The sequence below is a fragment of the Moraxella cuniculi DSM 21768 genome (assembly GCF_900156515.1).
GTDB lineage: Bacteria > Pseudomonadota > Gammaproteobacteria > Pseudomonadales > Moraxellaceae > Moraxella > Moraxella cuniculi.
This window is the reverse complement of record NZ_FTNU01000011.1, coordinates 1-26186: the sequence shown is the minus strand read 5'-3', so window position 1 is coordinate 26186 and position 26186 is coordinate 1. Positions and strand designations below refer to the sequence as shown.

Annotated in this window: 28 protein-coding genes; 4 read left to right on the top strand and 24 right to left on the bottom strand. The window is 47.3% G+C overall.

Translation table 11 applies throughout. From position 1 onward, the window contains the following. Window positions 1–11 precede the first annotated feature (11 nt). The 8 genes from rapZ to cysK form a co-directional block, all read right to left on the bottom strand. Window positions 12–914: an RNase adapter RapZ gene (gene rapZ / locus BW928_RS07150; protein WP_076555558.1), complete on the bottom strand. Its 903-nt coding sequence runs from the start codon at window positions 912–914 to the stop codon at window positions 12–14. Window positions 915–936: 22 nt separating this feature from the next. Beyond that, the gene (panC, locus tag BW928_RS07145; protein WP_076555557.1) at window positions 937–1779 is read right to left on the bottom strand and encodes a pantoate--beta-alanine ligase; all 843 of its coding nucleotides are present in this window, start codon (window positions 1777–1779) and stop codon (window positions 937–939) included. Between the two features lie 22 nt (window positions 1780–1801). Beyond that, complete coding sequence (panB, locus tag BW928_RS07140; RefSeq protein ID WP_076555556.1) at window positions 1802–2629, bottom strand: 3-methyl-2-oxobutanoate hydroxymethyltransferase; 828 nt, start codon at window positions 2627–2629, stop codon at window positions 1802–1804. Window positions 2630–2733: 104 nt separating this feature from the next. Then, window positions 2734–3252 (bottom strand): 2-amino-4-hydroxy-6-hydroxymethyldihydropteridine diphosphokinase, encoded by a 519-nt coding sequence (gene folK / locus BW928_RS07135; RefSeq protein ID WP_078310365.1) that lies wholly within the window; start codon window positions 3250–3252, stop codon window positions 2734–2736. Next, window positions 3252–5039, bottom strand: coding sequence for a polynucleotide adenylyltransferase PcnB (pcnB, locus tag BW928_RS07130; RefSeq protein ID WP_076555554.1), 1788 nt, complete (start codon window positions 5037–5039; stop codon window positions 3252–3254). Before pcnB ends, folK begins: the two co-directional genes overlap by 1 nt. A 204-nt stretch (window positions 5040–5243) precedes the next feature. Further along, window positions 5244–5639 carry a ComEA family DNA-binding protein gene (locus tag BW928_RS07125; RefSeq protein WP_227516571.1) on the bottom strand — a complete coding sequence of 132 codons (396 nt, stop codon included), beginning with the start codon at window positions 5637–5639 and terminating at the stop codon, window positions 5244–5246. Continuing rightward, window positions 5614–6453 (bottom strand): nucleoside triphosphate pyrophosphohydrolase, encoded by an 840-nt coding sequence (gene mazG / locus BW928_RS07120; protein ID WP_076555553.1) that lies wholly within the window; start codon window positions 6451–6453, stop codon window positions 5614–5616. Before mazG ends, BW928_RS07125 begins: the two co-directional genes overlap by 26 nt. Before the next feature lie 215 nt (window positions 6454–6668). Beyond that, the gene (cysK, locus tag BW928_RS07115) at window positions 6669–7598 is read right to left on the bottom strand and encodes a cysteine synthase A (protein ID WP_076555552.1); all 930 of its coding nucleotides are present in this window, start codon (window positions 7596–7598) and stop codon (window positions 6669–6671) included. A 237-nt stretch (window positions 7599–7835) separates the two neighbouring features. Here cysK and BW928_RS07110 point away from each other — a divergent pair, with 237 nt between their 5' ends. After that, window positions 7836–9260, top strand: a complete 1425-nt coding sequence (locus BW928_RS07110) for a phosphohexomutase domain-containing protein (protein WP_076555551.1) — start codon at window positions 7836–7838, stop codon at window positions 9258–9260. Between the two features lie 57 nt (window positions 9261–9317). Here BW928_RS07110 and BW928_RS07105 read toward each other — a convergent pair whose 3' ends face one another. From BW928_RS07105 to def, 12 genes are all read right to left on the bottom strand, one after another. Continuing rightward, on the bottom strand, window positions 9318–10175 hold the full coding sequence (locus BW928_RS07105) for an SPFH domain-containing protein (protein ID WP_076555550.1): 858 nt from the start codon (window positions 10173–10175) through the stop codon (window positions 9318–9320). Between the two features lie 62 nt (window positions 10176–10237). Continuing rightward, the gene (locus BW928_RS07100; protein ID WP_076555549.1) at window positions 10238–10687 is read right to left on the bottom strand and encodes an NfeD family protein; all 450 of its coding nucleotides are present in this window, start codon (window positions 10685–10687) and stop codon (window positions 10238–10240) included. A gap of 23 nt (window positions 10688–10710) precedes the next feature. Continuing rightward, window positions 10711–11406 carry a YidX family protein gene (locus tag BW928_RS07095; protein WP_076555548.1) on the bottom strand — a complete coding sequence of 232 codons (696 nt, stop codon included), beginning with the start codon at window positions 11404–11406 and terminating at the stop codon, window positions 10711–10713. A gap of 118 nt (window positions 11407–11524) precedes the next feature. Next, on the bottom strand, window positions 11525–12697 hold the full coding sequence (locus BW928_RS07090; RefSeq protein ID WP_076555547.1) for an MFS transporter: 1173 nt from the start codon (window positions 12695–12697) through the stop codon (window positions 11525–11527). A 153-nt stretch (window positions 12698–12850) separates the two neighbouring features. Next, the gene (fabF, locus tag BW928_RS07085; protein WP_076555546.1) at window positions 12851–14170 is read right to left on the bottom strand and encodes a beta-ketoacyl-ACP synthase II; all 1320 of its coding nucleotides are present in this window, start codon (window positions 14168–14170) and stop codon (window positions 12851–12853) included. A 104-nt stretch (window positions 14171–14274) separates the two neighbouring features. Then, a complete protein-coding gene (xerD, locus tag BW928_RS07080) occupies window positions 14275–15195 on the bottom strand; it encodes a site-specific tyrosine recombinase XerD (protein WP_076555545.1) in 921 nt (306 codons plus the stop codon). Beyond that, complete coding sequence (gene tusA, locus BW928_RS07075; RefSeq protein WP_076555544.1) at window positions 15192–15431, bottom strand: sulfurtransferase TusA; 240 nt, start codon at window positions 15429–15431, stop codon at window positions 15192–15194. Before tusA ends, xerD begins: the two co-directional genes overlap by 4 nt. Before the next feature lie 172 nt (window positions 15432–15603). Continuing rightward, window positions 15604–16077, bottom strand: coding sequence for a hypothetical protein (locus tag BW928_RS07070; RefSeq protein ID WP_076555543.1), 474 nt, complete (start codon window positions 16075–16077; stop codon window positions 15604–15606). A 51-nt stretch (window positions 16078–16128) separates the two neighbouring features. Further along, complete coding sequence (gene ruvX / locus BW928_RS07065) at window positions 16129–16602, bottom strand: Holliday junction resolvase RuvX (protein WP_076555592.1); 474 nt, start codon at window positions 16600–16602, stop codon at window positions 16129–16131. Beyond that, window positions 16602–17162, bottom strand: coding sequence for a YqgE/AlgH family protein (locus BW928_RS07060; RefSeq protein WP_076555542.1), 561 nt, complete (start codon window positions 17160–17162; stop codon window positions 16602–16604). Before BW928_RS07060 ends, ruvX begins: the two co-directional genes overlap by 1 nt. Next, entirely contained in the window at window positions 17159–18886 is a 1728-nt protein-coding gene (recN, locus tag BW928_RS07055) for a DNA repair protein RecN (protein WP_076555541.1), read from the bottom strand. The genes BW928_RS07060 and recN overlap by 4 nt, the downstream gene beginning before the upstream one ends. Before the next feature lie 213 nt (window positions 18887–19099). After that, window positions 19100–19618, bottom strand: a complete 519-nt coding sequence (gene def / locus BW928_RS07050; protein WP_076555540.1) for a peptide deformylase — start codon at window positions 19616–19618, stop codon at window positions 19100–19102. 127 nt (window positions 19619–19745) lie between these two features. On the opposite strand from def, the gene BW928_RS07045 reads away from it, so the two are divergent. Then, window positions 19746–20123: a hypothetical protein gene (locus tag BW928_RS07045; RefSeq protein WP_076555539.1), complete on the top strand. Its 378-nt coding sequence runs from the start codon at window positions 19746–19748 to the stop codon at window positions 20121–20123. A gap of 5 nt (window positions 20124–20128) precedes the next feature. On the opposite strand, the gene BW928_RS07040 is transcribed toward BW928_RS07045, so the two are convergent. Then, entirely contained in the window at window positions 20129–20416 is a 288-nt protein-coding gene (locus BW928_RS07040) for an oxidative damage protection protein (RefSeq protein ID WP_076555538.1), read from the bottom strand. 187 nt (window positions 20417–20603) lie between these two features. Between BW928_RS07040 and BW928_RS07035 the strand changes: the two genes are divergently transcribed. Continuing rightward, window positions 20604–21167 carry a cob(I)yrinic acid a,c-diamide adenosyltransferase gene (locus tag BW928_RS07035; RefSeq protein WP_076555537.1) on the top strand — a complete coding sequence of 188 codons (564 nt, stop codon included), beginning with the start codon at window positions 20604–20606 and terminating at the stop codon, window positions 21165–21167. Between the two features lie 75 nt (window positions 21168–21242). Here the strand turns inward: BW928_RS07035 and parE are convergent, their stop codons facing one another. After that, window positions 21243–23132 (bottom strand): DNA topoisomerase IV subunit B, encoded by a 1890-nt coding sequence (gene parE, locus BW928_RS07030; protein WP_076555536.1) that lies wholly within the window; start codon window positions 23130–23132, stop codon window positions 21243–21245. A gap of 604 nt (window positions 23133–23736) precedes the next feature. Continuing rightward, window positions 23737–24351 (bottom strand): YqiA/YcfP family alpha/beta fold hydrolase, encoded by a 615-nt coding sequence (locus BW928_RS07025; protein ID WP_076555535.1) that lies wholly within the window; start codon window positions 24349–24351, stop codon window positions 23737–23739. A gap of 228 nt (window positions 24352–24579) precedes the next feature. Between BW928_RS07025 and BW928_RS07020 the strand changes: the two genes are divergently transcribed. Beyond that, the gene (locus BW928_RS07020) at window positions 24580–24840 is read left to right on the top strand and encodes a DUF1289 domain-containing protein (protein ID WP_076555534.1); all 261 of its coding nucleotides are present in this window, start codon (window positions 24580–24582) and stop codon (window positions 24838–24840) included. Between the two features lie 135 nt (window positions 24841–24975). On the opposite strand, the gene BW928_RS07015 is transcribed toward BW928_RS07020, so the two are convergent. After that, on the bottom strand, window positions 24976–26007 hold the full coding sequence (locus BW928_RS07015; RefSeq protein ID WP_076555533.1) for a hypothetical protein: 1032 nt from the start codon (window positions 26005–26007) through the stop codon (window positions 24976–24978). Between the last annotated feature and the right edge of the window lie 179 nt (window positions 26008–26186).

The following is a 26186-nucleotide window of genomic DNA, read 5'->3' as shown; positions in this document are numbered from 1 at the left end:
ATAAAGCATGGCTAACTGTGCCACAGTCGCCGCTCTCGGTGCTTGCTAATGATGTGTGCGGTATCTGCCAGATGATTTGCCAGCTGCTGCTTGACCTTGTTTAGCACATACACCGAGCGGTGCTTGCCACCTGTGCAGCCGATGGCGATGGTAACACTGTGGCGATTGCTGCCAGCAAAATTGGGCAACCATCGTATCAAAAAATCAGCAACATCCCCCGCCATCTTGTCCACCTCGGCAAACTGTGCAAAAAATTCACACACCGCCACATCCTCACCTGTTTTGGCACGCAATGCAGGTTGCCAATGCGGATTTGGCAAGACTCGCACATCAAAAACAAAGTCTGCATCAATCGGCGTACCGTATTTGAAGCCAAAAGACAGTAAATTTATTGTCAAAGTCGCATCCAAGCCCAAATAATCACGAACTTTCACCTTTAGTTCATGGGTGTTGATTAGGCTTGTATCAATACTTACATCTGCCAAGCGTGCAATTGGCTCAAGCAGTGCCGTTTCTTGATGAATCGCCTCTGGCAGACTGTCAGCAACCTGCGTCATAATCAATGGATGAATACGCCGCGTCGCCCCAAACCGTGCCACCAGCACAGACTCACTGGCGGTTACATACAGCACCTTGACACAATGCTCGCCATAATCTTGCACCAATGCCTCATGCACCTGCTCAAAATCGGACAAATCCGCTTCGGCAACACGAGCATCGACCCCCAAGGCAATCTTGGCAACATGGCTATCAGCAGTCAATTGCCCAACCGCACCCACCAACAAGGACAAAGGCAGGTTGTCAATCACATAATAGCCACAATCTTCCAAGATATGCAGCACCGAGGTTTTGCCAGAACCCGAACGCCCAGAGACAATGATAATTGATGGTTTGCTATTGGTTGCTGCCTGCATATTGTGTTCCGTATTGCTGTGATTATTGTCGCAAAACTTCCAGATTGTCAAGCAAGCGTGCCTTGCCAAGCCATGCCGCCGCCAAAATCACCAGCTGCTCATCGGTATGCGTTGGTTGCTGCAGGTGATGATTATAAATCTCCACATAATCAACCACAAAACCTGCCTGCGTCAATCTTGCTTTTGTTTCATCAATCAGGCTTGGATATGCCGCCAAATCTGCGTCAATTATTCGCTCTGCCAACGCCTGTAAGCTTTGCGACAACACAGGGGCAATGGCACGCTCACTGGCACTTAGATACTGATTGCGACTTGATAATGCCAAACCATCATCGGCTCGCACAATCTCACCGCCGATAATTTTGATGCCAAAATTCAGCTCATTATTGAGCTTATGAATGATGGCAAGCTGCTGATAGTCTTTTTTGCCGAATACCGCCACATCAGGACGCACGATATTAAACAGCTTACTGACCACCAGACCCACGCCATCAAAATGCATCGGGCGAGATTTGCCACACAAAATCTGTGTAATCTCACCTGATAGCACCTGCACATTTGGCGGATAGATAGGGTACATTTCATCAACACTGGGTGCAAAAACCATATCGGCATTGACCGTGCTTAACTGCTGACAATCCGCCTGTAGTGTGCGTGGATAGCTATCAAAATCCTCCCCTGCGGCAAACTGAGTTGGATTGACAAAAATACTCACCACCACAACATCAGCGTGCTGTTTGGCGATTTTGACAAGCTGTAAATGACCCTCGTGCAGATTGCCCATGGTTGGCACAAGGGCAACTTTTTGGTGTCTATGCTGATTAAGTGCCGCCTGCAACTGGGCAATGGTATGAAAAATTTGCATAATTATCAGTTGTTTTATTTAATCAAAAACTGTGAGCATCGGTTGGGAAATTTTTGTTTTTTACCGATTGATGATATAGCTCAAACGCCCCTTGTATACTGCGACTATGGTTATTGCCATCTGTTAAGAAATCCTTAACAAACTTGGCTGGTTTGCGTGTATAAACACCCAGCATATCGTGCATGACCAGCACCTGACCGTCCGTATCAACGCCAGCACCAATCCCAATCACTGGCACCGCAAATCGTTCGGTGATGGTACGGGCAAGATCAGCTGGCACACATTCCAATAGAAGCACTGCTGCACCTGCATCAACCACCGCTTGGCAGTCGTCAAGGAGCTTCTGGGCAGCTTCATCGGTTCTGCCTTGCACCTTATAACCACCCAGTACATTGACCGACTGCGGTGTCAGCCCCAAATGCACACAGGTCGGCACGCCATGATCAGCAAGCGTCTTAATAATCGGTACAAGGTTGCGACCACCTTCAATTTTTACCATTTGAGCACCTGCCTGCATGACAGCACGACTGCTGGCAATGGCATCGTCCAAAGTGGCATAGCTCATAAAAGGCAAATCCGTCATAATCAGTGCATGAGTATTGGCACGAGCGACATTGGCAGTGTGGTATGCCATATCCGCCACCGTTACAGGCAATGTCGATGACTGCCCTTGCACCACCATGCCCAAGCTATCACCAACCAAGATGGTATCAATATCAGCTGCCTGCATCATCGCTGCAAAGCTGGCATCATAGCAAGTCAAACAAGAAAACTTCTCGCCTGCTGCTTTGTATTTGTTTAGCGTGGCTAAAGTAATGGGTGCTGTTGGCTTATCGGCTAAATAGGTCATAGATTCACTTAATATTAAAAATAGGCTTGCTGCTTGGTGGCATAAATCAGTCAAAATCAATCAGCCAAGCAACGGTTTTATTATGCGGACTGACAAAGCGGTTTTCAATCATGGTTTGCCCAATTGGCAAAATCTGCCTCCAATCGCACAAGCCCCGTCATATCACGACTAAGCGGATTGTCAGCTATCGGCACGCCAGCTATGGTTATCGCCGCATCCAGCTCGTACAGCGGCACAAGAACAAAATTACGCAAAGCCAACTCGCGATGAGGTATGGTCAATCGCTCACTGTCAATCTGCATATCTTCATACAGCAGCACATCAACATCCAAGCTGCGTTCGCCCCAGTGCCGAAGTCGCACACGAGCCGCCGCCTGCTCCATGCTTTGACAAAAATCCAACAGCTCAAACGCATCTAGGCTTGTCTTGGCGGTCAATACTGCATTATAAAAATCAGGCTGGTCGGTTACGCCATACGCCACAGAGCGATACAATGACGATACCCGCACTTCGCCAAATGCTGGCGACTGACAAACCGTCTGCACCGCACGACACAGATGATCAATTGGCGTACCCAGCTCATTGCCAAGATTGGCACCCAGTCCCAAATAACAACGCTTCATCATACATCTGCCTTAGGCTTGGCATTGGATTTGCGACCGCGAGTACGCTGCTTGTTTTTATTTGCTCCATCGGTTTTTTTGCTGCGACTTGACCTTTGCTTCTGCTGGTGATTATGCTGCCCTATGCCACCATCATCGGCATATTGCTGGGCTTTTTGTGCTGCCAAATCCGCCTCACTGATGCCCAGATTACGCTCTTTGATGGATAAAGTAGATGATGGCTTGCGTTTGCGATGGCGTGCCGCAGGAATGTACGGTTCATCATTGGCAAGCAATTTCTCAAAATCCGCCTCACTAAAGCAAACTTTGGCAAAAACAGGCACAGGCATCTCGGGGACGATTGGTCGTTTTGGCTTGGGCGGTGCCTGCTCATGATTCTGTAGTAACTTATCCGCCCCTGCCACCACAAATAATGGCTCTGGGCGTGTCTTGACCACCTCACTACGCAAAGACAGCTCACGCAACTGGGCAAGCTCGGCATTCATGCTGTCCTTGCCTCGTTCACGGCGGCGGCGTTTTGGTGCCAATGCCTTTTGATCAAATGCCTCAATCATCGCTTGCTTATCGGCACTGCTGGCATCTTGATATGCTTGCCACCATGATGCCATGCCCAAAGTCGGCTCGGACAATGGGTGATTGTCATGGCTTTCACGCATAACCAAAAAATCAAACGCCGCACGAAATCTTGACAGCCTCTCAATATTGGCAATCTCACGCACACGCGGATTGACCAATTTTGGTTGCAAAAACCAAATCTCCGCAATAAACTGCTCGGCAAACTTTGGAATGGCGGTCTTGCTCCGCTGGGCATCAAACACCTGTTCGGCAGCCTTTTTTTGAGCATCAAAAAACTGCAAACCACGCTTTTTAAACTTCGCCAGCTGATACAGGTAATTTTCCCACAATAATGCCGCATAAAAAAATGCAGGATTGACACTTTTGCCTGCCGCCACTCGCTGATCGGTATTTTTGGCAATTGCCATCATCAGCGGTGTCGGTGCATCAGGGGCAAATCTCATCAAACTGGTCATCGCACCATGCTCAAACAACAGCGGCAACAGCGGTGCCAAATAGCCTCCGCCAAACATTTTTTGTGTTTCGTCATATAAGCGATGGGCAGAAACTTGCTCAAGCCGCCCCCAGTTATCAGCATGAAACTGACTTGCCAGAGATTTATCAAAATCAAAGCCAAGTTTTGCCTTGAACCGCAATGCACGCAATAGCCTTACAGGGTCTTCTTCGATACGCACCGCTGCATCGCCAAGTAGCCTTAGTCTACGATTGGCAATATCATCAAGTGCTGCACAAAAATCCAGCACCTCACCCTTGATTGGCTGATAATACAAGGCATTGATACTAAAATCACGGCGAGCAAAATCCTGCTCAATGCTGCCCCAGACATTATCACGCATCAGCATACCCTCTTCGGTAGTGTGCGTATCGTCTTTGGGCGGTGCTCGAAAAGTCGCCACCTCAATCATTTCACGCCCAGAATAAACATGGGCAAGCTGAAACCGTCGCCCAATAATGCGACAGCGACCGCCAAAAATTGCCTTAATCTCATGTGGGCGTGCATCAGTTACAGCATCAAAGTCTTTTGGTACCAATCCAAGCAAACTATCACGCACGCCACCACCAACGATATACGCCTCAAAACCTGCTTTATGAAGTGTACTGACAACCTCAACAATGCTGTGTGGCAGACTGTCTTTTTGCAGCTGTAGCGACTGTGCCGAATGTATGGTGCGATTTATTTTTTGTTTTGGCTGCTTAGGCGAGTTGCCCATGCCTACTCCTTGATGAACTGGGATTTTCCCATACTTGTTTTACCAAACTTTCTATTTTACCGCTTATCCAATAAAAAAGCGAACAAAAAAGCGGACTTTTGCCAAAATTTGTTCAAAATTTATGCAATTTTGTCAATTTTAATACCGCAACAAGCCCAAGCCACCACCCAAACTTAGCCCAATACCACCAACATCGGTCAATTATCAATCAAGCACCGTCAGTCGATGGCGATTTTTGTTGATGGTCGCCTGCCCAATGCCTTTGACCTTTATCAGCTCATCAACGCTGGCAAAATTACCATATTCAGCACGATAATCCACAATCGCCTGTGCCGTGCTTTGCCCAACCCCAGTTAAGCTGATAAGCTGTGCCACCGTTGCCGTATTGATATTGATTTTGGTGGATTTGGCAGCTTGGTTGCCAAGTGCCTGATAGGCAGCGTGGACATCGCTATAGCACTGATTGCCCAAAGCCGTGGTCATCGTGCCACACGCCAGCACGCCCATCAGCAATATCTGCCAGACTCTCTGTAGCAGCACATTAGGCAGCAGAGTATGGCAGGCGGTGTTTTTGTTATAGTCCTGATTTTTTGGCAGCATTCCAATAATCATCTTTGGTTTGTAAATCGCAGCTGGTCATCTCAAGCCCAGCTGCCGCCACCTGATCTTCAACAAAAGCAAAGCGGCGGCGGAATTTGCCTGCAGCGGACTGCAATGCCATCTCGGCATCTACGCCCATATGCCGTGCCAAATTGCTAAGCACAAACAAACAATCGCCCAGCTCATCGCTGATGCGTTGGCGTTGCTCATCACTTAGTTTGTCTGCTTGGTAGTTAAATTCTCCACAAGGCAGCACTTGTTGCAATTCGGTGATTTCCTCGCCAAGTTTGTCCAAAACGCCTTGTAAATTTGTCCAATCAAAGCCCACACTTGCCGCTTGGCTTTGTAGAGCCTGTGCCTGCATCAATGCCGTGCCAGCTTTCACATTGGATAGACGGCGAATAGGCTTGCCCAAAGCCTGCCAATGTGCATTCTCTTGGCGTTTTATCTCGTCCCAGCGGCGTTTCACCGCTTCATCATCTGCCAGATTTTCTTTGTCAAACACATGGGGGTGGCGGCGAATCAACTTATCCTGCAACGCATAAATCACCTGTGCCATGTCAAATCGTGCCGCCTCGTCATACAATTTGGCATGAAAAATCACCTGAAGCAGCACATCGCCCAACTCGCCTTTGAGGTTTTCGGTGGCAAAAGCTGAGCCATCGTCCGTCTGAATCGCCTCAATTAGCTCAAAAACCTCCTCGATGGCGTACTTTTGTAGGCTGTCATTGGTCTGCTTAGCGTCCCAAGGGCATTCGGCACGCAGACGCTCCATCAAAGCAAGCAAATCATTAAAATCACTGGTTGGTGTCATCGTACTATCCAAAAACACAAGATTATCAATAAGTCAGCTGTCATGTGCCAGCGATTGATGGTTGGGATTTTAACCCATCATCAAGCGTTTGCCAACTTCTTGCCAGTTTATATTGTCAATAATTATACGCCGCCTGATCCATCAGCGTATCAAGGCAAAATTTTACCTTACAAATCACAAAGCCCAGCCGAAACTGGGCTTGTTAATTATACTAATTAATGTGCCAAATCTGCAAACAATGCCGTGGACAGATAACGCTCGCCTGATGATGGGATTACCACCACAATCAGCTTGCCTGCATTTTCTGGGCGTGCTGCCAGTGTCAATGCTGCCGATACCGCCGCCCCTGACGAAATGCCCACCAGCAGACCTTCTTTGGCGGCCATATCTCGTGCAACACGAAACGCATCTTCATTGGCAACGGTCAGCACTTCGTCATAAATATCGGTATTTAGCACCGCTGGCACAAAGCCTGCACCAATGCCCTGAATTGGATGCGGCCCTTTTTCGCCACCAGACAATACAGGCGAGGCAGCTGGCTCAACCGCCACCACTTGCACGGCGTTGTTTTTGCTTTTTAGCACTTCGCCAACGCCTGTTACCGTACCACCTGTGCCAACACCTGATACCAAAATATCCACCTGTCCATCGGTATCTTCCCAAATTTCAATGGCGGTGGTATCACGATGCACTTGCGGATTGGCAAGGTTGTCAAACTGGCGTGGCATAAAATACCCCTCTTGTGCCGCCAACTCATTTGCCTTGGCAATCGCACCGCCCATGCCTTCGGCGGCTGGTGTCAGCACCAAAGTCGCCCCATACGCACGCAACAATGCACGACGCTCAAGACTCATGCTCTCTGGCATGGTAATCACCAAGCGATAACCTCGTGCTGCACAAACCATCGCAAGCCCAATGCCTGTGTTGCCAGATGTCGCCTCTACGATGGTTGTGTCCTTGTTAATCAAGCCTGATTTTTCGGCATCATCAATCATTGCCAACGCAATGCGGTCTTTTACCGAACTGGCTGGATTGAAGTACTCAAGTTTTGCCACCACGCGTGCGGGTAAATCTTTGGTTAAGGCAGACAATTCAACCAAAGGCGTGCGTCCGATAAGCTCGGTGATATTACTGGCGATTTTCATAGATACTCCTTGTGTTATTGGTTGGGCAAAGGTTGGCACCGCCATCGGTGAAGCACCATTTGCCCATGCAGTCATGATTACTATAACAAATTTTATTGGCATTTTATACACCCATTTCGGCAATTATTAGTCCAATATCAGCTATGGTTATTCTGATTATGAAATATCCAGCAACATCGCCACATTGTCCCTTGCTGTGCTACAATATCAAGATAACCGTCAAGCAAGGAAATTTTCATGAAAACTTTTGAACCAATAGCCATCACCTGCTTTAAGGCCTATGATGTGCGTGGCGAGCTGGGCGTAAGCCTTGATGAGCGTATCGCTTATCGCATTGGTCGTGCATTTGCCCAATTTCTCGGTGAACAAACCTGCCAAGACACTGCCACCATCGTGGTCGGTGCCGATATTCGCCCCTCTAGCGAAACCCTAAAAGCCGCTGTGATTGACGGCATTACCGATGCAGGCATTGATGTGATTGATTTGGGCATGACAGGCACAGAAGAGGTATATTTTGCCACCAGTCATTATCAAGCCATCGGTGGCATCGAAATCACCGCAAGCCACAACCCCATCAACTACAATGGGCTAAAAATGGTGCGTGAACACTCTCGCCCCATCAGTGCAGATACAGGGCTTGCCCAAGTGCAGGCATTGGCAGAGAGTGGGCAATTCACCACTCGCCCAAAAGGCAAAATCACCCAACTTGCCAGCAAAGATGCCTATATTGCCAAGCTGATGAGTTTTATTGACACAACCAAACTTCGCCCCCAAAAAATCATCATCAACAGCGGTAACGGAGCAGCAGGGCCTGTGGTGGACGCACTCGAATCGCAACTGATTGCTGCCAATGCACCGATTGAGCTTATCAAAATACACCACACGCCTGATGGCAGTTTTCCAAACGGCATTCCAAATCCGATGATTATTGCCAATCAGGCAACCACACGCGATGCTGTGCTGGCTCATCAGGCGGATTTTGGCGTGGCTTTTGATGGTGATTTTGATCGCTGTTTTTTGTTTGATGCCAATGGTCGCTTCATTGAGGGCAGTTATGTGGTCGGTATGCTGGCAGAGGCTTTTTTGCAAAAACACCCCAAGCAAACCATCGTCTATGACCCACGCGTGATTTATAATACCGAAAATGTCGTCTCTCGCTTGGGTGGCGTGGCTGCCCTGTCCAAATCAGGACACTCATTCATCAAGCAAGTCATGCGTGATGAACAAGCCATCTATGGCGGCGAAATGTCAGCACATCATTATTTTAAGGAATTTTTTTATTGCGACAGTGGCATGATTGTTTGGCTGCTGGTCAGTGAGCTATTGTCCAGCACTGGCAAATCATTGGCGACTTTGGTTGATGACTATATTGCCAAATTCCCAAGCTCAGGCGAGCTAAATTTTCGCTTGGGTGGCCATGATGCCACAAGCATTATCACAAAACTTGAACAACTGTTTGCCAATGAAAATCCCAGCAAAAACACGCTTGATGGACTAAGTTTGGATTTTGGCAAATGGCGGTTTAATCTGCGTTCGAGCAATACCGAGCCACTGATTCGGCTAAATATCGAAAGCCGTGGCGACAAGGCACTGCTTGCCCAAAAAACTGCCGAGCTGGTGTCATTTTTGCAGCAGCATGGAGCGGCTTCCGCCGACCACTAAGCTTGGCAAAAACAACCCTTGTATATCAAGGGTTGTTTTATAAATATACCGCCTTGGTTAAGGTTTTAGTTTATCGCCCACCAAGCCTTTGATGGTGTTCAAAATATCCGCAGGCAACACCACCGTCTTGGCATTATCCGACTGTGCCATGTCATTCATCGCCTTGATATATTGTTCGCCCAATAAATATACCGCAGGCATTTCTTTGCCGTCCATCGCCTGTGAGATAAGACGGATAGACGCTTCAGAGCCTTTTGCCAGCACCACTTGAGCTTCGGCATCACGGCGTGAGGCCTCAAGCCTACCATCAGCCTCCAAGATAGCTGCTTGCTTTTGACCATCGGCACGAGTTACCATCGCACGGCGTTGGCGTTCGGCAGCTGCCTGCTCCTCCATTGCCAATTGCATGGTTGCCGATGGTTTAATGTCTTGAATTTCAACGGTTTTTAGGGTGATGCCCCAGTCGGAAATATCATCGCTGATGGCGTGTTTGAGCTGTGCCTTGATCTGATCACGGCTAGACAAGGCAGCGTCCAAATCCATCTCGCCAATAATAGAACGCAAGGAAGTTTGTACCAAATTACGAATGCCGTGTTCATAATTTTCGATGCCATAGACAGCGTGTTCAGGCTGGACAATATTGATATACGCCACCGCATTGGCAATGATGACGACATTATCCCGAGTGATGACCTCTTGGCTTGGAATATCCAGCACAATGTCTTTGGTGGTAACTTTGTACGCGACATTGTCCACATAAGGAATAATAAAATTCAGTCCCGGCTCTAGCGTCTGGTGATATTTGCCCAGACGCTGAACGATCCATTTTTCGCCTTGGGAAACCATTTTTACCCCTTTATAAATGGTAAATACCACCAAGGCAATCAATACCAACAATACACTGCCAAATTCCATCATCATTCTCCCAAAATTACTTATAAATAACTTAAATTTATCCAAACAATTTGACTTGTGGGTTATTTTTTGGCGACCACCAACTCATTGCCCATGACCGCTGTTACCACCACTCGCTCGCCAACAGCGATTGGCTGACCGTCATCACTGCGGCATCGCCATTGGTCAGCACCCACTTTTGGCACGGCAAATCGCACCACACCCAAGCCCTCTGGGGTAATTGCCGAGACAATCATGCCACTTTCACCGATAATCACCGCACCGCCCAAGCCTGCTTTGGTGCGTGTTTTGATTTTTGGCTGTATCAGGGCAAACCACAATACGCAAGCGATAATTGACAAAACAAGCCAAATCACAACCTGCATTATCAATCCCACTGGCAACAGCCATGCCAGCAATGCCGTCAGCAATGCCGCCACACCAAACCACAAGGCAGCAAAACTTGGCAAAAATAGCTCAACGGTTATTAACAACAAACCAATTATTACCCAATGCCACGGTTGCAAATTCATACCAATTCTCTACTATGTCCAATTTACTGCAACGCCGCCAATGCCTGCACAGGCAAAGTAACCACATCAAAAGCAACCGCCAGTGGCAGAAGCAATAATTTACCTGCAGCCAACGCTCCTGCCTTGCCATCAGCCCTGCTGCTTGCTTGCGTGTAGATACTGACGCTATAAGGGCGTGTCAGCGGTGTAAACTTGCTGCGTAATAAGTCAAAATTGCTCACCTGCGGATAAACTTCGCCTTGCACAGCAATCTGAAAACAAAACCGCTGGGCGTTCATACGAGTATCTGAGGCATTGGAGCATTCACTGGCTTTATTTTGCAGCAAAAATTGCAAATCTTGGTACTGCAAATCTTGTTTTAGGCGGGCATAAGACAGCTCAATCGTGCCTGCAAACCGACCATCATTATTGGCAGAATAAAAGGCAAGCTGATTGTTCACCGTGATGTTTTTTGGCTCTAGTGTGCTTAACAACGCAACCAATTGTGTGCCACCTTCGGTCAGAACATAGCTGTTCGTCTGACCGACAATCACCACCGAATCATTGGGCAAATTTGCCGTGCTGGCAGGGCGAGCAAACGCCACAACCTTATCAGCAACAAGCTCTACTTTTGTGATGTTTTGCTTTGAATCATTCATCAAACTTGTGGTTGCACAACCTGTCAGCAGCGTCAAACCCAAGGCAATCAAGGCAGATTTAATCAAGATAGCACAACTCATTACCACTCCTTATAACGATAAAATATATTATTGAGAATAAATATCAAATGCAAATGAAGCAGATTTATCCTAGTATCGATTATAAAACATCATTGAGCAAAATACAAATAAGCCCAAACTATCCATCAATCTTGGTCTGTGAAATTGTCCAAGCAAAACCGACATTTACCAGCATTAATAGCAACAGCACCGCCAATGGCAACTGCCAATCACCCTGCCACTGATACAGCCAACCAAGCAAAAATGGCCCAAAAAATGCAATGCTATAACCTATCGCCTGTGCCATGCTTGATAAATCTCGTGCCATCTCGGCGGTGGTGGTTTTTAGCGAAAACATCATCAGCGACAGCGTAAACACCATCGCACAGCCCAAGCCCATCAGCACCGACCACATCAGCATCTGTGTAGGCATAAATAATAAGCCTGCCACCGCCAGTGCATTCATTGAGGTGCCGACAATCGCCAATAATCGCACCGACACGCCTCGCCTCATCAGATAAGTCAGACCAATAATTGCAGGCAATGCCATCAGCTGACACACCAGTGCCAAACGCACCGCCTGCTGCAATGTCACCCCATAAGACATCACAATCGCTGGCAAAAAGCTGGCAATACTATAAAATAACAAAGACTGCAATCCAAGAAACGCTGCCAAATGCCACGCTTGATGATTTTGCCACACAGAATATCCTGTGCCAAATTCTGCTCCATCTGCCACAGTAGGCTTATCGGCAAATCGCCACCAAATCAGTGCCGCCGCCAGCGAAAATACTGCCCAAAAACTCATCGAAACCCGCCAGCCCCAATATTCAGACAATGGCACAACAGCCCACGCACCCACGCCTGCCATTGCCGACATACTCAGGCTAAACACCCCTGTGGCAACGGTGATATGACCAGCTGCGTGTTGTTTGATAAACGGGGCAATCAACGCATTTAGCATACCAATGGCAAAAGATAAAATCAGCGTGCCTATAAATAATACCGTCGCCCCAAACCAGCTGCGAGTCGCCACCCCCATCGCAAGCAGCAGTGTCATCACAATCATCATGCGATGCAGCCCAAAGCGTCTTGCCAATCGTGCCGACACCAATGCCCCAAAGGCAAATAACGGCATGGGCAAAGCACCAAGTAGCCCTATCATCGTTGTTGTCAAGCCAAGCTCTGTCGCCACCATTGGTGCCACCGAGCCAAGCATCACCAAAGGCGTTCTCATATTCACGGCAGCCAATATCAAGCCGACCAGCAGCACTGGCAAACAAACCCGAGAAATCACCTGATGGGCAGTCATGATAATTTATCCAAATCAATCAACATAAATACAAAACCCACCAAAGTGGCGGGTCTTATCACCTAAGCAATCAACCAGCAACAGGCTGATATTGATAAAGCAGGCTGGCGGATAAGCCAGCCACACGCCTAGCATATCGTCAAGCGGTGTGTCTTATTGCCATTTTCTAAGCAGCAACGAACCATTGGTACCGCCAAAGCCAAAGCTGTTTGACAACGCAAATTGCAGACCTTCCACCTTGCGTGCCGTGTGAGCAATATAATCAAGTGTACAAGCTGCGTCTGGATTGTCCAAATTAATGGTCGGTGGCAGCAATTGGTGCTGTAGTGCCAGCACTGTAAAAATCGCCTCAACCGCCCCTGCGGCACCAAGTAAATGCCCCGTCATAGATTTGGTTGAGCTCACCAAAATATCACCGCCAAACAGTCGCTCAATCGCCTGACTTTCGGCAATATCACCCTGTGGCGTACTGGTGCCATGGGCATTAATATACCCAACTTCTGCTGCACTCACGCCTGCATCAGCCAGTGCTGCCGCCATCGCACGCATCGCCCCCTCACCTCCTGCCGCTGGGCTGGTGATGTGGTTGGCATCATCACTCATGCCAAACCCTACCAACTCAGCCAAGATATTAGCACCGCGTGCTTTGGCGTGTGCCAAACTCTCCAAGACCAACGCCCCAGCACCATCTCCCAGCACAAAGCCGTCTCTGTCTTTGTCAAACGGTCTGCTGGCACGCACTGGCTCATCGTTGCGTGTGGATAAAGCGTGCATCGCCCCAAAGCCTGCCATGCCAAGCGGTGTTGAGGCTTTTTCGCTGCCGCCAACCAGCACCGCATCACAATCACCATAAGCGATAAGTCTCGCTCCCAAGCCGATGGCGTGCGTTGAGGTGGTACAAGCTGTTGCTGTCGCCAAATTCGCCCCTTTGAGCTGATGTCGCATGGCAATCAGCCCTGCTGGCATATTGACAATTGTCCCAGGAATGATAAATGGCGAGACTTTTTTTGCCCCATGCTCGGTGAGCGTATCACGGCTACTTTCAATGGTCTGAATTCCGCCAATGCCTGAGCCCATCACCACCCCGAACCGCTCACTTGGCACATTGACAGGCAGTTCATCGCCAACAATATCTGTTGTTAGCCCAGCATGGTACAACGCCTGAGCTGCCGCCACTTGTGCATAATGCACAAAAGTATCAAAACGGCGTGCTTCTTTTGGGTTTAGGAAGGCTTTGGCATCAAAATTCTTCACCAAGCCTGCAATCTGCGAGCGAAATTCATCAATCGCCACTGCCTTATCATCAAAGCCCTGCAAGCGACTAATGCCACTAACCCCTTGGCTAAGATTTGCCCAAATTTCATCAAGGTTGTTACCCACAGGGGTCAAAGCCCCCATGCCTGTAATGACAACGCGTTCGGCATCGCTTTTTTCAAAATAAGCACGCTTGGCTTGGCTTGATGGCTGTGTCATGCTACATATCCTACTTGGTGAATGGTTGAAATTTTATCATAAAACAACAAACTGGCTTATCTTAGCATGAATTAGTATAAATTTACAGTTTACAGTTGTATTTTTTAGCCTCGTGGGTGATGAGCAGCGTGTAGCTGTTGTAATCGAGTGCTGGCAACATGGGTATAAATCTGCGTGGTGGACAAATCACTATGCCCCAATAGCAGCTGCACACTGCGTAAATCCGCCCCATGATTCACCAGATGCGTGGCAAACGCATGACGCAAAGTATGTGGCGAGATGGCGGTGCTAATCCCTGCTGACAAAGCGTATTTTTTGATAATGTGCCAAAAATTATGCCGCGTCATATAACCGCCCTGCTCGGTCAAAAATACCGCCTGACAGTCTTTTTTGCCAAGCAAAAAATTAGCACGCACCTGTAAATATGCCGCCAATGCCGCTTGAGCATACTCACCAAGTGGCACCAGTCGTGCCTTGCCACCCTTGCCCACAACGGACAACCACCCTGCGTTTAGGTTTAGATTCTCAAGCGACAAGCCAACCAGCTCACTGACTCGCAGCCCACAAGCATACAGCACCTCAAGCATTGCTTTGTCCCTTAAGCCTCTGTCAGTGGTCGTATCGGCAGCATTGAGCAGAGCGTTTACATCTTGTTCTGAGAGTGTTTTTGGTAACGATTTGCCAAGTTTTGGTGGCTTGATGCCCTGACAAGGATTGTCCGTACGCACGCCTGTTTCGATTTGCCACAAAAAAAACTGCCGCAAACTTGCCAAACTGCGTGCAATGGATCGTTCAGATAGGTTTAATTGCCTTAATTTTGATAAATGTGCCTTCAGCTCACCTGCCTCCCAAGAAGCAACGGGGGTATCAGACAGGCGAATGCACAATCGCAAATCTTGGCTATAGGCATTGCGTGTGGCTGTCGATAGCCCTTTGGCAAGCATCGCCGCACGAAACTGGCTAAGATAATCAGGATCGTCATCATAAATAATGGCGGCAGGTTTTCTGGGGGATAGGGCTTTCATGCCGATTTTTTTTGTACAAGATAGCGATAACTGCCCTCGCTTAACTGCTCTTGGACAAGCAATTGATGCCCCAAATGACGGCAAAAATTTGGAATATCACGCATGGTGGCAGGGTCGGTGGCATGAATTTCGATACACTCGCCTGCTGCCGCTTGCCGCATGGTTTTGTGCAGGAGCATGACAGGCTCTGGGCAGATTAGCCCTGTGGTGTCCAAAGTATGATGAATGGTTGTCATTATTTTACCCAATAGCTCGCCAGTTTGCTTCTCATTGCTAAGTTGGCAATGAAGTTTGCTTAACTGTGATTTTATTTATACTAATAACTGTATTTTGATGAATTGATAGAATCTACCCATAATGTCGCCACAATCCCACGCTTGGATTGTCTGCCGATTGCCATGTGTCCAATCACTTCTCATCTGGCAATGATGGCTGGTCATCATTGGTATTTTTTGTTAAGAATTTTAAAAATTTATTTAAATTTACACGAAACAAAAACGGCATACCCAGCCAAGCAATCATCGCCAAAAATACCGCCATAAAAAATACCTTGTCGGCACCAAATACAAGCCCACGAAACAACGCCACAATCAATAAACCCACACCTATGGCAAGGATTAAAAACAAAATTGACGGCTGCATCACCCGATAACGCAACAACAAAAAACTGTGATACAGGCTAATCGGCATCGTCAAGGCAATCAAACCGTAGGGCAAATAATGAAACGCATAATACACCCATGTGTTGTTTGCCAATGCAGGCAGACTTGCCAATGTGCCAAGCACACAAAAGCAAATCACCGCCAAAAGCACCAAGCGTACCGCCAAATTTGCCTGCTTGATGGCCTTGGTAAATGTTTGAATAATCAGTGTTTGCTGCATAATAATCCTTAAGACCAATTTGTCAAAGGGCTGCCATTGAGGTGTAAGCGGTTATTTGTTGCTTGGCTTGTAACTGCTGACAAATACCGCAAATTCTGGCTGGCGATAATAACTGTCAATCAATAAACACGCTGCCACATCATCAATTGGCTCATAAGGCGAAGCAATCCAGCCTTGTTGCAGAGCGATGGCTTTGGCATCTTGTGAGCTTAGCCGTTCGTCATAAACAAACACCGCCACCGCCTGACGACGCTCGGCAAGCTGATGAGCCAATCTACGAGCGAATTTGTGTGCCCGCTTTGAGAGCATCGATTCTGTGCCGTCCATATTCAGCGGCAAGCCAACCAGCACCTCGCCAATGCCCCACTGCTTGATGATACCAAGCAAATTGTCCCAGTCAGGCTGCCCATTATTCATCGCCAAAATATCAAAGGGGCGTGCATCGCAAGTTAGGCTATTGCCCAGTGCCATGCCCATTTTTTTTACCCCATAATCCAAAGCAAGAATCAAAGTTGCTGTTGTCATCATGCGTATCCCAAATTGGCAGCCAATCGCTCAGGCTTAATGCCCATCTTGGCATAGCAAGCAGCCAACCTGTCAGCAAATGGTGTCAAAAATAAGGTTGGCAAATCAGCAGGACAAATATACCAATCGCCTGCATAAACTTCTGCTTCCAATTGTCCCTTGCTCCAGCTGCAATGCCCCATACACAACAAATAATGCGACAACTCGCCAAATGCCAAATGTTGCAAAATGTCCTTGCTGGTAGTCAGACAGACATTCTCAGCAATTACAAACGAAGACTTAAAATCAGGCTGACCTGTGTGCAACACAAACCCTGCCTCAATTCGCACAGGCCCACCATCAACGGCAGGCGTATTCATCATCTGCTGACTAACAGGCAAATCCAAATCAGCAAGTAACGCACCCACGCTGTTTGGCAGTGGCTGATTGACCACAAATCCCCACGCACCCTCTTTGGTATGCCGACAAATATAGACCAGCGTATCCACAAAGCGATCATCTTGCAACTGCGGTGTCGGTATCAAAAAATGATGGTTTAACTTTAATAATGCTTGGTTCATGGGGCTTTCCTGCCTTGCTTTGATGGCTCGGCAGGTAAATTGGCAGTCAGCTCATCAGCATGACGGATATCAGCCAGCAGGCTTTTTACATGGGCTCTGGTAGCATCGGTAATATTCACCCCGCCTGACATACGAGCCAGCTCATCAATCTGCTCTTCGCCTGTGATAATACGCATATCACTGACCGTCTGCTCACCATGCTCCTTATGTACCAAGATATGCCGATGTGCTGCCGCTGCCACTTGTGCTTGATGCGTGATGGCAAGCAGTTGCTGGTGCTTGCCCAAGGTTCGCAATAACTCACCAACCACTTGGGCTGTGCCACCACTGATGCCAACATCAACCTCATCAAAGACCAAAGTTGGTCTTGCACCGCCATCGCCCGATGCCATCACCTGCATTACTAGGGCGATACGAGACAGCTCTCCCCCTGATGCCACCTTGTGCAAAGGCTGTAGCGGCATACCAACATTGGCACTGAACAACAACGCAATCTCATAAGTGCCTTGTGCATTATACTGCTGTTCTGGTTTTTTATTAAAGGCGAATTCACAGCGAGCATTGGGCAATGCCAAGGGCAACAGCCTTGCCTCCAGTCGCTCACAGACATCGGGTGCGTGGGCGATTCGTGCCTCGTCAAGTGCTTCGGCTGCCTGCAGATACGCTTGGTACGCCGTCTGCACTTGAGCCTCGAGCGTGTCGTTATCAGGCAAATTATTGAGCATATCCAGCTCTTGTTGCCAGCTGGCAGCATCAGCAATCAGTTCAGCAATTGGCGTATGGTACTTACCAGACAAGCGATGTGCCAAACCAAGCAGCGTATCTAACTCATTGAGCCTTGCCTCGTCTGGCAGTTGCTGATCGGCATAATTAACCAGCTTGGCGGTCGCCTCTTGGATTTGCTCTTGTGCCAATGCCAAAAGCTGACTGCATTCACCAAAAGTCTTGTTCGTGCTGTGATTATCACAAATCCGCATCGCACGCGACAACAAAGATGCAACAGACGGCGTATCGTCATCGCTATCAAGCAGCGTTGCCGCCTGCAAAGCCTCTCTCATCAGCTGTTCAAGGTTACAAAGCTCATCATGCTCGGCTTCTATTTGCTCAAAATCCACCGACAACAGCGGCTCAATATCTGCAATTTTTGCTGATAATAACGCCATGCGGTCAGCCCGTTGTGCCGACTGACTGCGTGCCTGCTCTGCTTGCTTTTTTAGCGATTGATAGCTGTCAAATGCCAGTTTGCTTTGTTGTTTTAATTCACCAAAGCCACCAATCTCATCAAGCCACTCAACCACAAACTGAGGTTTTAATAGCTCAAGCCCTGCGTGCTGACTGTGGATATTAACCAAAATCGCCCCAAGGCTTTTTAGTTCGCTGATGCTCGCTGGCACGCCATTTATCCATGACTTTGAGCGTCCCTGACTGCTGATTTTGCGACGAATGAGCAAAACAGGCTCATCAAGCGTGCGATCATGTTCGGCAAACCATGCCGCAACTTTCTGATTGCCGCTGACATCAAACTCACCAAAAACACTTGCCTCATCACAGCCATGCCGCACCATGCCACTATCAGCACGCTCACCTGCACACAGCGATAATGCGTCCAAAATCAATGATTTACCCGCACCTGTCTCGCCTGTGATGACATTAAATTTCTCATCAAAGCTGATTTCTTTTTCGTCAATCAATGCCAAATTTTGTAAAGTCAGTGAAATAAGCATAGCCAATCTCTATCCGTCATCAACCCTCTATCATAATCAAACAGCACCCATTTGGCAATGATAAAAATGTTACCAAGCTGCTTTGTTTTTGGCAAGACAACAAGCAAGCTTGGGTGTTTGCTGAAAAATTGGCAAAATAAACACGCTGCCAAATACAGCAGTCAGCCAAACCCAAAAATAAAACCATCTGTATCAACAAATGGTTTTGGGTGGTTATTTTTTGTCTCGTGCCTTGAGGACTTTTTTGACTTTATCGCGCGCACGAGCTTGCTTAAGCGTGGACAAATAATCCACAAACAGCTTACCATTTAAATGATCCATCTCATGCTGGATACATACCGCCAATAGCCCATCAGCTTCAACATCAATCTTTTGACCTTTGTCATCCATCGCCTCAATTCTGACACGGCTGGGACGCTCGATGGTGTCATACACCTCAGGGATTGATAGACAACCCTCCTGATATGGAGCCAACTCATCAGTCAATGGCGTAACGGTAGGATTGATAAACACCTGTGGTGCAGGATTATCGGCATCTGCTGACAAATCCATAACAATTACCTGCACATGACGATCCACCTGCGTTGCTGCAAGCCCAATGCCTCGTGCATCATACATGGTCTCAAACATATCAGCAACCAGTGCTGTGATACTCTCATCAATGTCTGCCACAGGCTTGGCAATGGTACGCAAGCGTGGATCAGGATAGGTCAAAATTGGCAATCGTGCCATCGTCTCATCTCGCTATTTGGTTGCAAAAAGTTTATTATAATCTAAAATCACCACAAACAAAACCAAATTCACCAAAACTGTGCCACTTGGTAATTTGTCATCGCTTATTTACCTGCGGAGATTTGTCATGAAATACCCAAAAACAGCCATCTATCTTGGCATTGGCATTTTGCTTGGTGCTTGCCAAAGCTCACCTACCATCAGCACCATCACTGCCAATACAGATGCCAATGGTTGCCTAAGCACGGCAGGATTTCGCTACTCGGCACTGCAACAAAAATGCGTACAGCCCTTTAATGCAGCGACTTTTCACTTTGCTGACAACGATGATGGCACACTTTCGGTGTATGTTATTTTGTCTGAGGACAAACAGCTGGCGGAAGTTTTTGCCAACAACCTAGCACGCCCTCTCATACTACAAGCCAACAAAGGCGGCTATGTCTCCGATGATGGCAAAATACGCCTGATTTATGCACAAAATCGCTGGCGATTGACAGGTCGCTAAGCCCATTATGCCTTTGGCACATAGCCTTGCGGTTTTTCGTAATCAGCATTGTCCAAGAATTTATCTCGCTGCTCATTCAAAAAGGCTTTGGCAGCAGGGTCTATCATGCTTAGATGATTTTCGTTAATCAGCATGGTTTGTAGCTCCAGCCATTCTTGCCACGCTTTGGCTGATACTGTTTCTTGAATTTGCCGACCTTTGTCATTGGGAAATGGCGGATTTGGCAATTTTGGCAGATTTTGTTTATATTTACGACAAAAGACCATGTGGTCTGCTGGATTAAAAGTTTGCATAAAATTTCCTTGATGATGCGATGTAATGATTATAGCAGATTTTGCCTATTGGCGTGGTAAATTTGCCATCCTTTCCAAATCATGCAACAATTCATGTTACAATAACCAAGCTGGCAGACATTGGCAAGAATTTTTGCCAACAATCAATCTGTCTTAATGAACAATCCACCCAACCAAAGGATCAATGATGGGCAATCGACTCTCAAAAATTACCACACGCACAGGTGATGATGGCACAACAGGCATGGCTGATGGCAGTCGCTTATCCAAGTCGGATTTGCGGTTTGATGCCATGGGGGCAGTTGATGGATTAAATGCTCAAATCGGTCTGCTGCAAGCTCATCTGGCTCAAAAACTGCCAACAGTGTGTGATGAGATTGGCATTATTCAGCACAAACTGTTTAATATCGGTGGTGAGATCGCCCTGCCAAATCATGCCGAAATCGGCTATGTTGCCATCACCACAGATGATATTGCAACCGTTGAACGCTGGCTAGAACAACACAACGAACCTCTGCCCTATTTACAAGACTTCATTCTGCCTGCAGGCTCTGTTGCCACCGCTCAGACCCATGTGGTGCGTGCCAGCTGCCGTGATGCCGAGCGGCTGCTTGTACGCCTATCTGAACGAGATGGCAACATTAGCCATGCCAGCAAACAATACCTAAACCGCCTGTCTGATTACTTATTTGTGCTGGCTCGTGTGGTTGCCAGACTAGATGGCGGACAAGAAGTACTTTGGCAAAAGTAACCAACAAGCTGCCTTTCGGCGGCTTTTGTTTGCAGATCTGGCATGGCTTTGTGGGAGCAAGCTGGCAAAGCGTGTTTATACCGCAAGATCTGCCAAATCTCCTTTGGTCTCAAGCCACTGCTTGCGATCTGCCGAACGCTTTTTGGCAAGCAGTTTGTCCATAATGCTGTTCGTGCTGTGTATGTCGTCCAAATCCAGTCGCACCAACTTACGCGTATCAGGATTCATGGTGGTTTCACGCAGCTGATTGGGGTTCATTTCACCCAAACCCTTAAAGCGGGTGATTTGCGGTTTTTTGTTGCCAAGTTTGGCAAGCACCTGCTCTAGTTCTTCATTGTCAAGTGCATAATGCACCTCTTTGCCTGCATCCACGCGATACAAAGGCGGCACAGCAACATACAAATGCCCCGCCTCAATCAACGCAGGGAAATGTCTGACAAATAACGCACAAATCAAAGTCGCAATATGCAATCCATCGCTATCGGCATCTGCCAAGATACAAATCTTATCATACCGCAGCTCGGACAAATCATCAGAGGCAGGGTCGACACCGATGGCGATGGCAATATCATGAATCTCTTGGCTAGACAGCACTGTATCGGACGACACCTCCCAAGTGTTCAAAATCTTGCCACGCAATGGCAAAATCGCCTGAAACGCATTATCTCGTGCCTGCTTGGCACTGCCCCCTGCTGACTGCCCCTCAACCAAAAACAGCTCGGAGCCTTCTTTTAAGCCACCACGACAATCCCACAATTTACCGGGCAGGGCAGGCCCTTGGGCGACTTTTTTGCGTGCCACTTTTTGGGCGGTTGCCAGTCGTTTCGTTGCCTTGCCAATCACAAGCTCGGCAATGGCTTTGGCACTGTCTGGGTGCTGATTGAGCCATAGGCTAAACGCATCTTTGGCAAGTGTCTGCATCAGCGGTGCTGCCTCACGGCTGGACAATCGCTCCTTGGTCTGCCCACTAAACTGCGGCTCGACAAATTTTAGCGACAAAATATAGTTCACGCCGTCCCAGACATCTTCGCCTGACAGCTTGACATTGCGAGGCAACAGATTATGAATATCACAAAACTCACGCAACGCCTCCAGCACCCCTGTTCGCAATCCATTGACATGCGTCCCACCTTGGGCAGTAGGGATAAGATTGACATAACTTTCGGTAACGGGCGTACCCCCTTCGGCAAGCCACGACAAGGCAAAAGTTGCACCGCCTCTTTCACCTTTGGCAGGCTCAACACTAAAATAAAATGGCTCATCGGGCAAAGCAGGCAGCCCATCAAGCTGCTCGGTCAGATACTGCACCACACCATCACTAAACTGCCAACTTTCGCTGTCGGCAGGATCAATCTGACTGATAAAGTCTATCTGCAATCCCGTGCAGAGCACCGCTTTGGCTTTGAGGTTGTGCTTGAGTGCTTTGATGGCAAACTTTGGATTGTCAAAATATCGTTCATCAACCCAAAATTGCACCTTTGTGCCACGCTTTTTTTTATTTGCCGCCTTATCAGCCAATAATGGCGTAACAGCTTGCCCTTGCTCAAACAACATACGATGTTCAAGCCCATCACGCCACACCGTAACCGCCACTTTGGTTGATAAAGCATTCACCACGCTGATGCCCACACCGTGCAAACCACCCGAAACCTGATAATTATCCGTGCTAAATTTGCCGCCAGCGTGTAATCGTGTCAAAATCAGCTCAACACCCGATTGGTTAAATTCAGGGTGAATGTCGGTCGGCATACCTCGCCCATCGTCCTCAACGGACAGCGAGCCATCAGTATGCAGCACCACAGTAATATGGCGTGCAAAACCCGCCAAGGCTTCATCAACCGAGTTATCAATGACCTCTTGGGCAAGGTGATTGGGTCGTGTGGTATCGGTGTACATACCGGGACGGCGGCGTACAGGCTCAAGCCCCTCTAGGACTTCTAATTTTTGGGAAGTATAAGCACTCATGGCAATCAATCTACAAAAAAATTACCGCCATTGTACACCAAAGATGATAAGTTGGGCAATGGCAAAGCCGTGATTGCCACCACCAGCCCTGCCAACCTTGTGTAAATTGTATCAATTCAACAGCTGTGGTTATGTAGATTTATCAATCATCATGTAGCCGCCAATTTTTATTATTGATACGCCATGCTTGTTATAATGCAGCATTTATTAGTGATAATATTTCAAAAATTATTTAGTTTGTTTTAATTATTATGCCAATTCTAGCACCAATTAACTCTTTATTTATCTTAACAAGCAACCACTTGCACAAAATCAATCTGCCCTATCTGATGGTGCATTTCGTGCATTTGCCCATCAAGGCTCTGCTGTCAAATGCCAAAATTTATATTTTAAAATTTAAAAATATTGGTTAATAATTATTCAAAAAAATCAAATTATAATCTTGCGATAATTTACCCATTATTATCACAAAAATTCCCATAAAATCGCCCAAATTATTAATATTTTCTTAAAAATAAATCATAACATCAGCTATAATTTTGGCACAAAGTGCATGGCAAATAACGCCACTTACTCAAAACCTACTCAAATTCTCTGCACCTAATTATCTTGGCAAATTTACCAACGCCAAAACCCAATTTAGCACCGTTGCCACCTGCTTGTCATAATCACTCATGCGATGGTCGCCACCTGCCTGTGCCAATACCGCCACCCCACAAGACTGATAAAAGGCTTGCGTGGCGGTAGCGTCCAACAGCTCATCAGCCATTTTTAGCAACACTTTGATTTTATTTGGATTTTTTGCAATCAAGCGATGATTTTCAAACCATGCCAAATCTGCAAATTTAATCTGCCAACCGCCTGAGGTACGATAAATTACCGTCTCATCAGCCAGCGGTTGCCCATCAAAATGATTTGCCAAAAACCGCCGAAAACTCAAATCTGGACGGATACTCGGATTGAGCAATACGCACGGCACGGCGGTCATGTCGCTTAATAAATTGGCAAAATAACCGCCAAGCGATGAACCAACCAGCACAGTATCCTTACCATCGCCGATCAACTCAACCAAAAGTGCCACCACCTCATCAGGCGTGCGATTTAGGTCAGGTCGCAGCACTGTGATATCTGGGTAGTGTTCTTGGCAAAATTGATGGGTAATTTGAGCCTTAGTAGCATTGCTATCACTGTCTAGTCCGTGCAGATAAATCAGTTTCAAAACCACACCTTTTTTATTAACAAACTAGCCAACAGTTTATAACAAAATAAGTATAAAATCAAAGCCTTCGGCAAAGTGCCAAAAAGCAACATTCTCTTTAACCAGCACAAGTCATTTGGTAAGAAAATTTGATAAATATTAAAATTTTTATATGCAGTCAGTTTTTGGACTATTGCCAAATCGCCAATTTGCGTTTATAGTAAGCATTTCATCAATCAATCGCCAACCATGCCACAAGTTGAACTTTTTGCCATCGACAACCCCTGTATCAGCATTTGCCAAATGAACAAAAAAGGCTACTGCATCGGTTGTCTTCGCAATCGTAGTGAGCGACAACGCTGGCACACCATGAGCGATGACGAAAAACATCGAGTGCTTGTTTTGCTTGCCCGTCGCCGCAGGCAGATTCATGAGCATTTGCGTCAAAAAGCACAGCCACAGATTGAATTGGACTTTGTTGGCACACCAAACCAGCTTGAGATTTTTTAAAGCCCGCAGCCCAAGTTATCATGTTGGCAAACAAAACCCCCATTCTGTAAGAATGAGGGTTTTCTCATGCCAATGGCTACTTGGGCAGTATTTGCTTACCTTTTACGCCTTGGCAAATTGCCAATAAACCAGCAATCACACTCTGCGATTGGTTAATTTGGCGACCGCAGATCGTGCACCCAAAACACTGGCAACAAAGGTCAATAAAGTACTAATCAACCAAAACAAACCTGAATACAAAGCGGCTTTGCGTGCTGTTTCTTCTGCGGTTTGCAGTGCTTGTTCCGCTTTTAGCTTGGCATCAGCGATGGCTTGTTCGGTACTTGCTCGATACTCTTGATAAGAAGTCATCGCCACCTCACGCACTTGTACAGCCTGAGCCTCGCTTAAGCCTTCATTTTGCAAGCGGTTAATCAACTCATCGCCTTTTAGCACAGTTTCAACTTCGGCCGCACGCTGCTTGGCGTATTCATCAATATTTTTCCAAGTATCAATGCTACCAAAATCCATTTTGGCAAGGTCGGCTTTGGTCTTGTTCACCATGCCTTCTAGAACATTAACAGTTGCCGCCACCTGTGCTTGATCAAAGCTGTCATTATTTTTTGCAACCCAAGCCTCAATATCTTCACGGCTGATATTGTCCGTTGCTTTTTGGTACAGCTCTTGTGCTTTGTTGGCAATCCCTCCTTCACTTGAGGCATTCACTGCCACCGCTCCTGCACCTGCTACAGTTGCAGTTGTTGATGCCACCGCTCCTGCAGCGTTGCCAATCATGCTTGCTGTACCGCCAACAGCATTACCAGCGGTCTTTACCACACCTGTGATGCCATTAAATGCAAAAACCGAGCTGATTACCACAATTGCTGCTGCGGTCAAAATCCCAGTCAGCGTTGCATCTTTGGGTGCGATATCTGTACCATCACCAAACAAAGCCTCTGGTGCTGATGACTTGACTGCAAAATACCCCGCCACAAAAGCACTTAACAATGCCGTCAATGCTGCATAAATACCTGCGGCAATGCCTGCACCACGCAAATCTAATGATAAAAATGAACTAAGCACCAAAGCCAAGGCAAGCATAGCCATTGATACCACAAGACCCATCAACAGGCCTGCAAAAATCCCACGCCAAGATGGGCGTCTGCCAGTCAGTGTAAGATTTTTCATTAATCTCTCCGATAAAATCTTAAATTCTAATCCAAACACAGTTTATTAAACTGATGAATTATTATACATACTATAATTGTATCCTTCACCACCCATCTCGTCGTTCCTTCGTAACCCTCTGTAACCCCCTGTAACAACAAACCCCCTCCATCACTCGATGAAGGGGGCTTAAAAGGGAT

Bases quoted from the DNA above. Each gene is read 5' to 3' on its own strand.
- BW928_RS07095 (WP_076555548.1), bottom strand. From the start codon at position 11,406: ATGAGTTGTGCTATCTTGATTAAATCTGCCTTGATTGCCTTGGGTTTG.
- rapZ (WP_076555558.1), bottom strand. From the start codon at position 914: ATGCAGGCAGCAACCAATAGCAAACCATCAATTATCATTGTCTCTGGG.
- BW928_RS07015 (WP_076555533.1), bottom strand. From the start codon at position 26,007: ATGAAAAATCTTACACTGACTGGCAGACGCCCATCTTGGCGTGGGATT.
- mazG (WP_076555553.1), bottom strand. From the start codon at position 6,453: ATGACACCAACCAGTGATTTTAATGATTTGCTTGCTTTGATGGAGCGT.
- BW928_RS07070 (WP_076555543.1), bottom strand. From the start codon at position 16,077: ATGCAGCAAACACTGATTATTCAAACATTTACCAAGGCCATCAAGCAG.
- BW928_RS07105 (WP_076555550.1), bottom strand. From the start codon at position 10,175: ATGGAATTTGGCAGTGTATTGTTGGTATTGATTGCCTTGGTGGTATTT.
- BW928_RS07060 (WP_076555542.1), bottom strand. From the start codon at position 17,162: ATGAACCAAGCATTATTAAAGTTAAACCATCATTTTTTGATACCGACA.
- BW928_RS07125 (WP_227516571.1), bottom strand. From the start codon at position 5,639: ATGCTGCCAAAAAATCAGGACTATAACAAAAACACCGCCTGCCATACT.
- BW928_RS07110 (WP_076555551.1), top strand. From the start codon at position 7,836: ATGAAAACTTTTGAACCAATAGCCATCACCTGCTTTAAGGCCTATGAT.
- BW928_RS07020 (WP_076555534.1), top strand. From the start codon at position 24,580: ATGCCACAAGTTGAACTTTTTGCCATCGACAACCCCTGTATCAGCATT.
- panC (WP_076555557.1), bottom strand. From the start codon at position 1,779: ATGCAAATTTTTCATACCATTGCCCAGTTGCAGGCGGCACTTAATCAG.
- pcnB (WP_076555554.1), bottom strand. From the start codon at position 5,039: ATGGGCAACTCGCCTAAGCAGCCAAAACAAAAAATAAATCGCACCATA.
- recN (WP_076555541.1), bottom strand. From the start codon at position 18,886: ATGCTTATTTCACTGACTTTACAAAATTTGGCATTGATTGACGAAAAA.
- tusA (WP_076555544.1), bottom strand. From the start codon at position 15,431: ATGACAACCATTCATCATACTTTGGACACCACAGGGCTAATCTGCCCA.
- BW928_RS07100 (WP_076555549.1), bottom strand. From the start codon at position 10,687: ATGAATTTGCAACCGTGGCATTGGGTAATAATTGGTTTGTTGTTAATA.
- xerD (WP_076555545.1), bottom strand. From the start codon at position 15,195: ATGAAAGCCCTATCCCCCAGAAAACCTGCCGCCATTATTTATGATGAC.
- fabF (WP_076555546.1), bottom strand. From the start codon at position 14,170: ATGACACAGCCATCAAGCCAAGCCAAGCGTGCTTATTTTGAAAAAAGC.
- BW928_RS07090 (WP_076555547.1), bottom strand. From the start codon at position 12,697: ATGACTGCCCATCAGGTGATTTCTCGGGTTTGTTTGCCAGTGCTGCTG.
- cysK (WP_076555552.1), bottom strand. From the start codon at position 7,598: ATGAAAATCGCCAGTAATATCACCGAGCTTATCGGACGCACGCCTTTG.
- folK (WP_078310365.1), bottom strand. From the start codon at position 3,252: ATGAAGCGTTGTTATTTGGGACTGGGTGCCAATCTTGGCAATGAGCTG.
- BW928_RS07035 (WP_076555537.1), top strand. From the start codon at position 20,604: ATGGGCAATCGACTCTCAAAAATTACCACACGCACAGGTGATGATGGC.
- def (WP_076555540.1), bottom strand. From the start codon at position 19,618: ATGGCACGATTGCCAATTTTGACCTATCCTGATCCACGCTTGCGTACC.
- parE (WP_076555536.1), bottom strand. From the start codon at position 23,132: ATGAGTGCTTATACTTCCCAAAAATTAGAAGTCCTAGAGGGGCTTGAG.
- BW928_RS07040 (WP_076555538.1), bottom strand. From the start codon at position 20,416: ATGCAAACTTTTAATCCAGCAGACCACATGGTCTTTTGTCGTAAATAT.
- BW928_RS07045 (WP_076555539.1), top strand. From the start codon at position 19,746: ATGAAATACCCAAAAACAGCCATCTATCTTGGCATTGGCATTTTGCTT.
- ruvX (WP_076555592.1), bottom strand. From the start codon at position 16,602: ATGACAACAGCAACTTTGATTCTTGCTTTGGATTATGGGGTAAAAAAA.
- panB (WP_076555556.1), bottom strand. From the start codon at position 2,629: ATGACCTATTTAGCCGATAAGCCAACAGCACCCATTACTTTAGCCACG.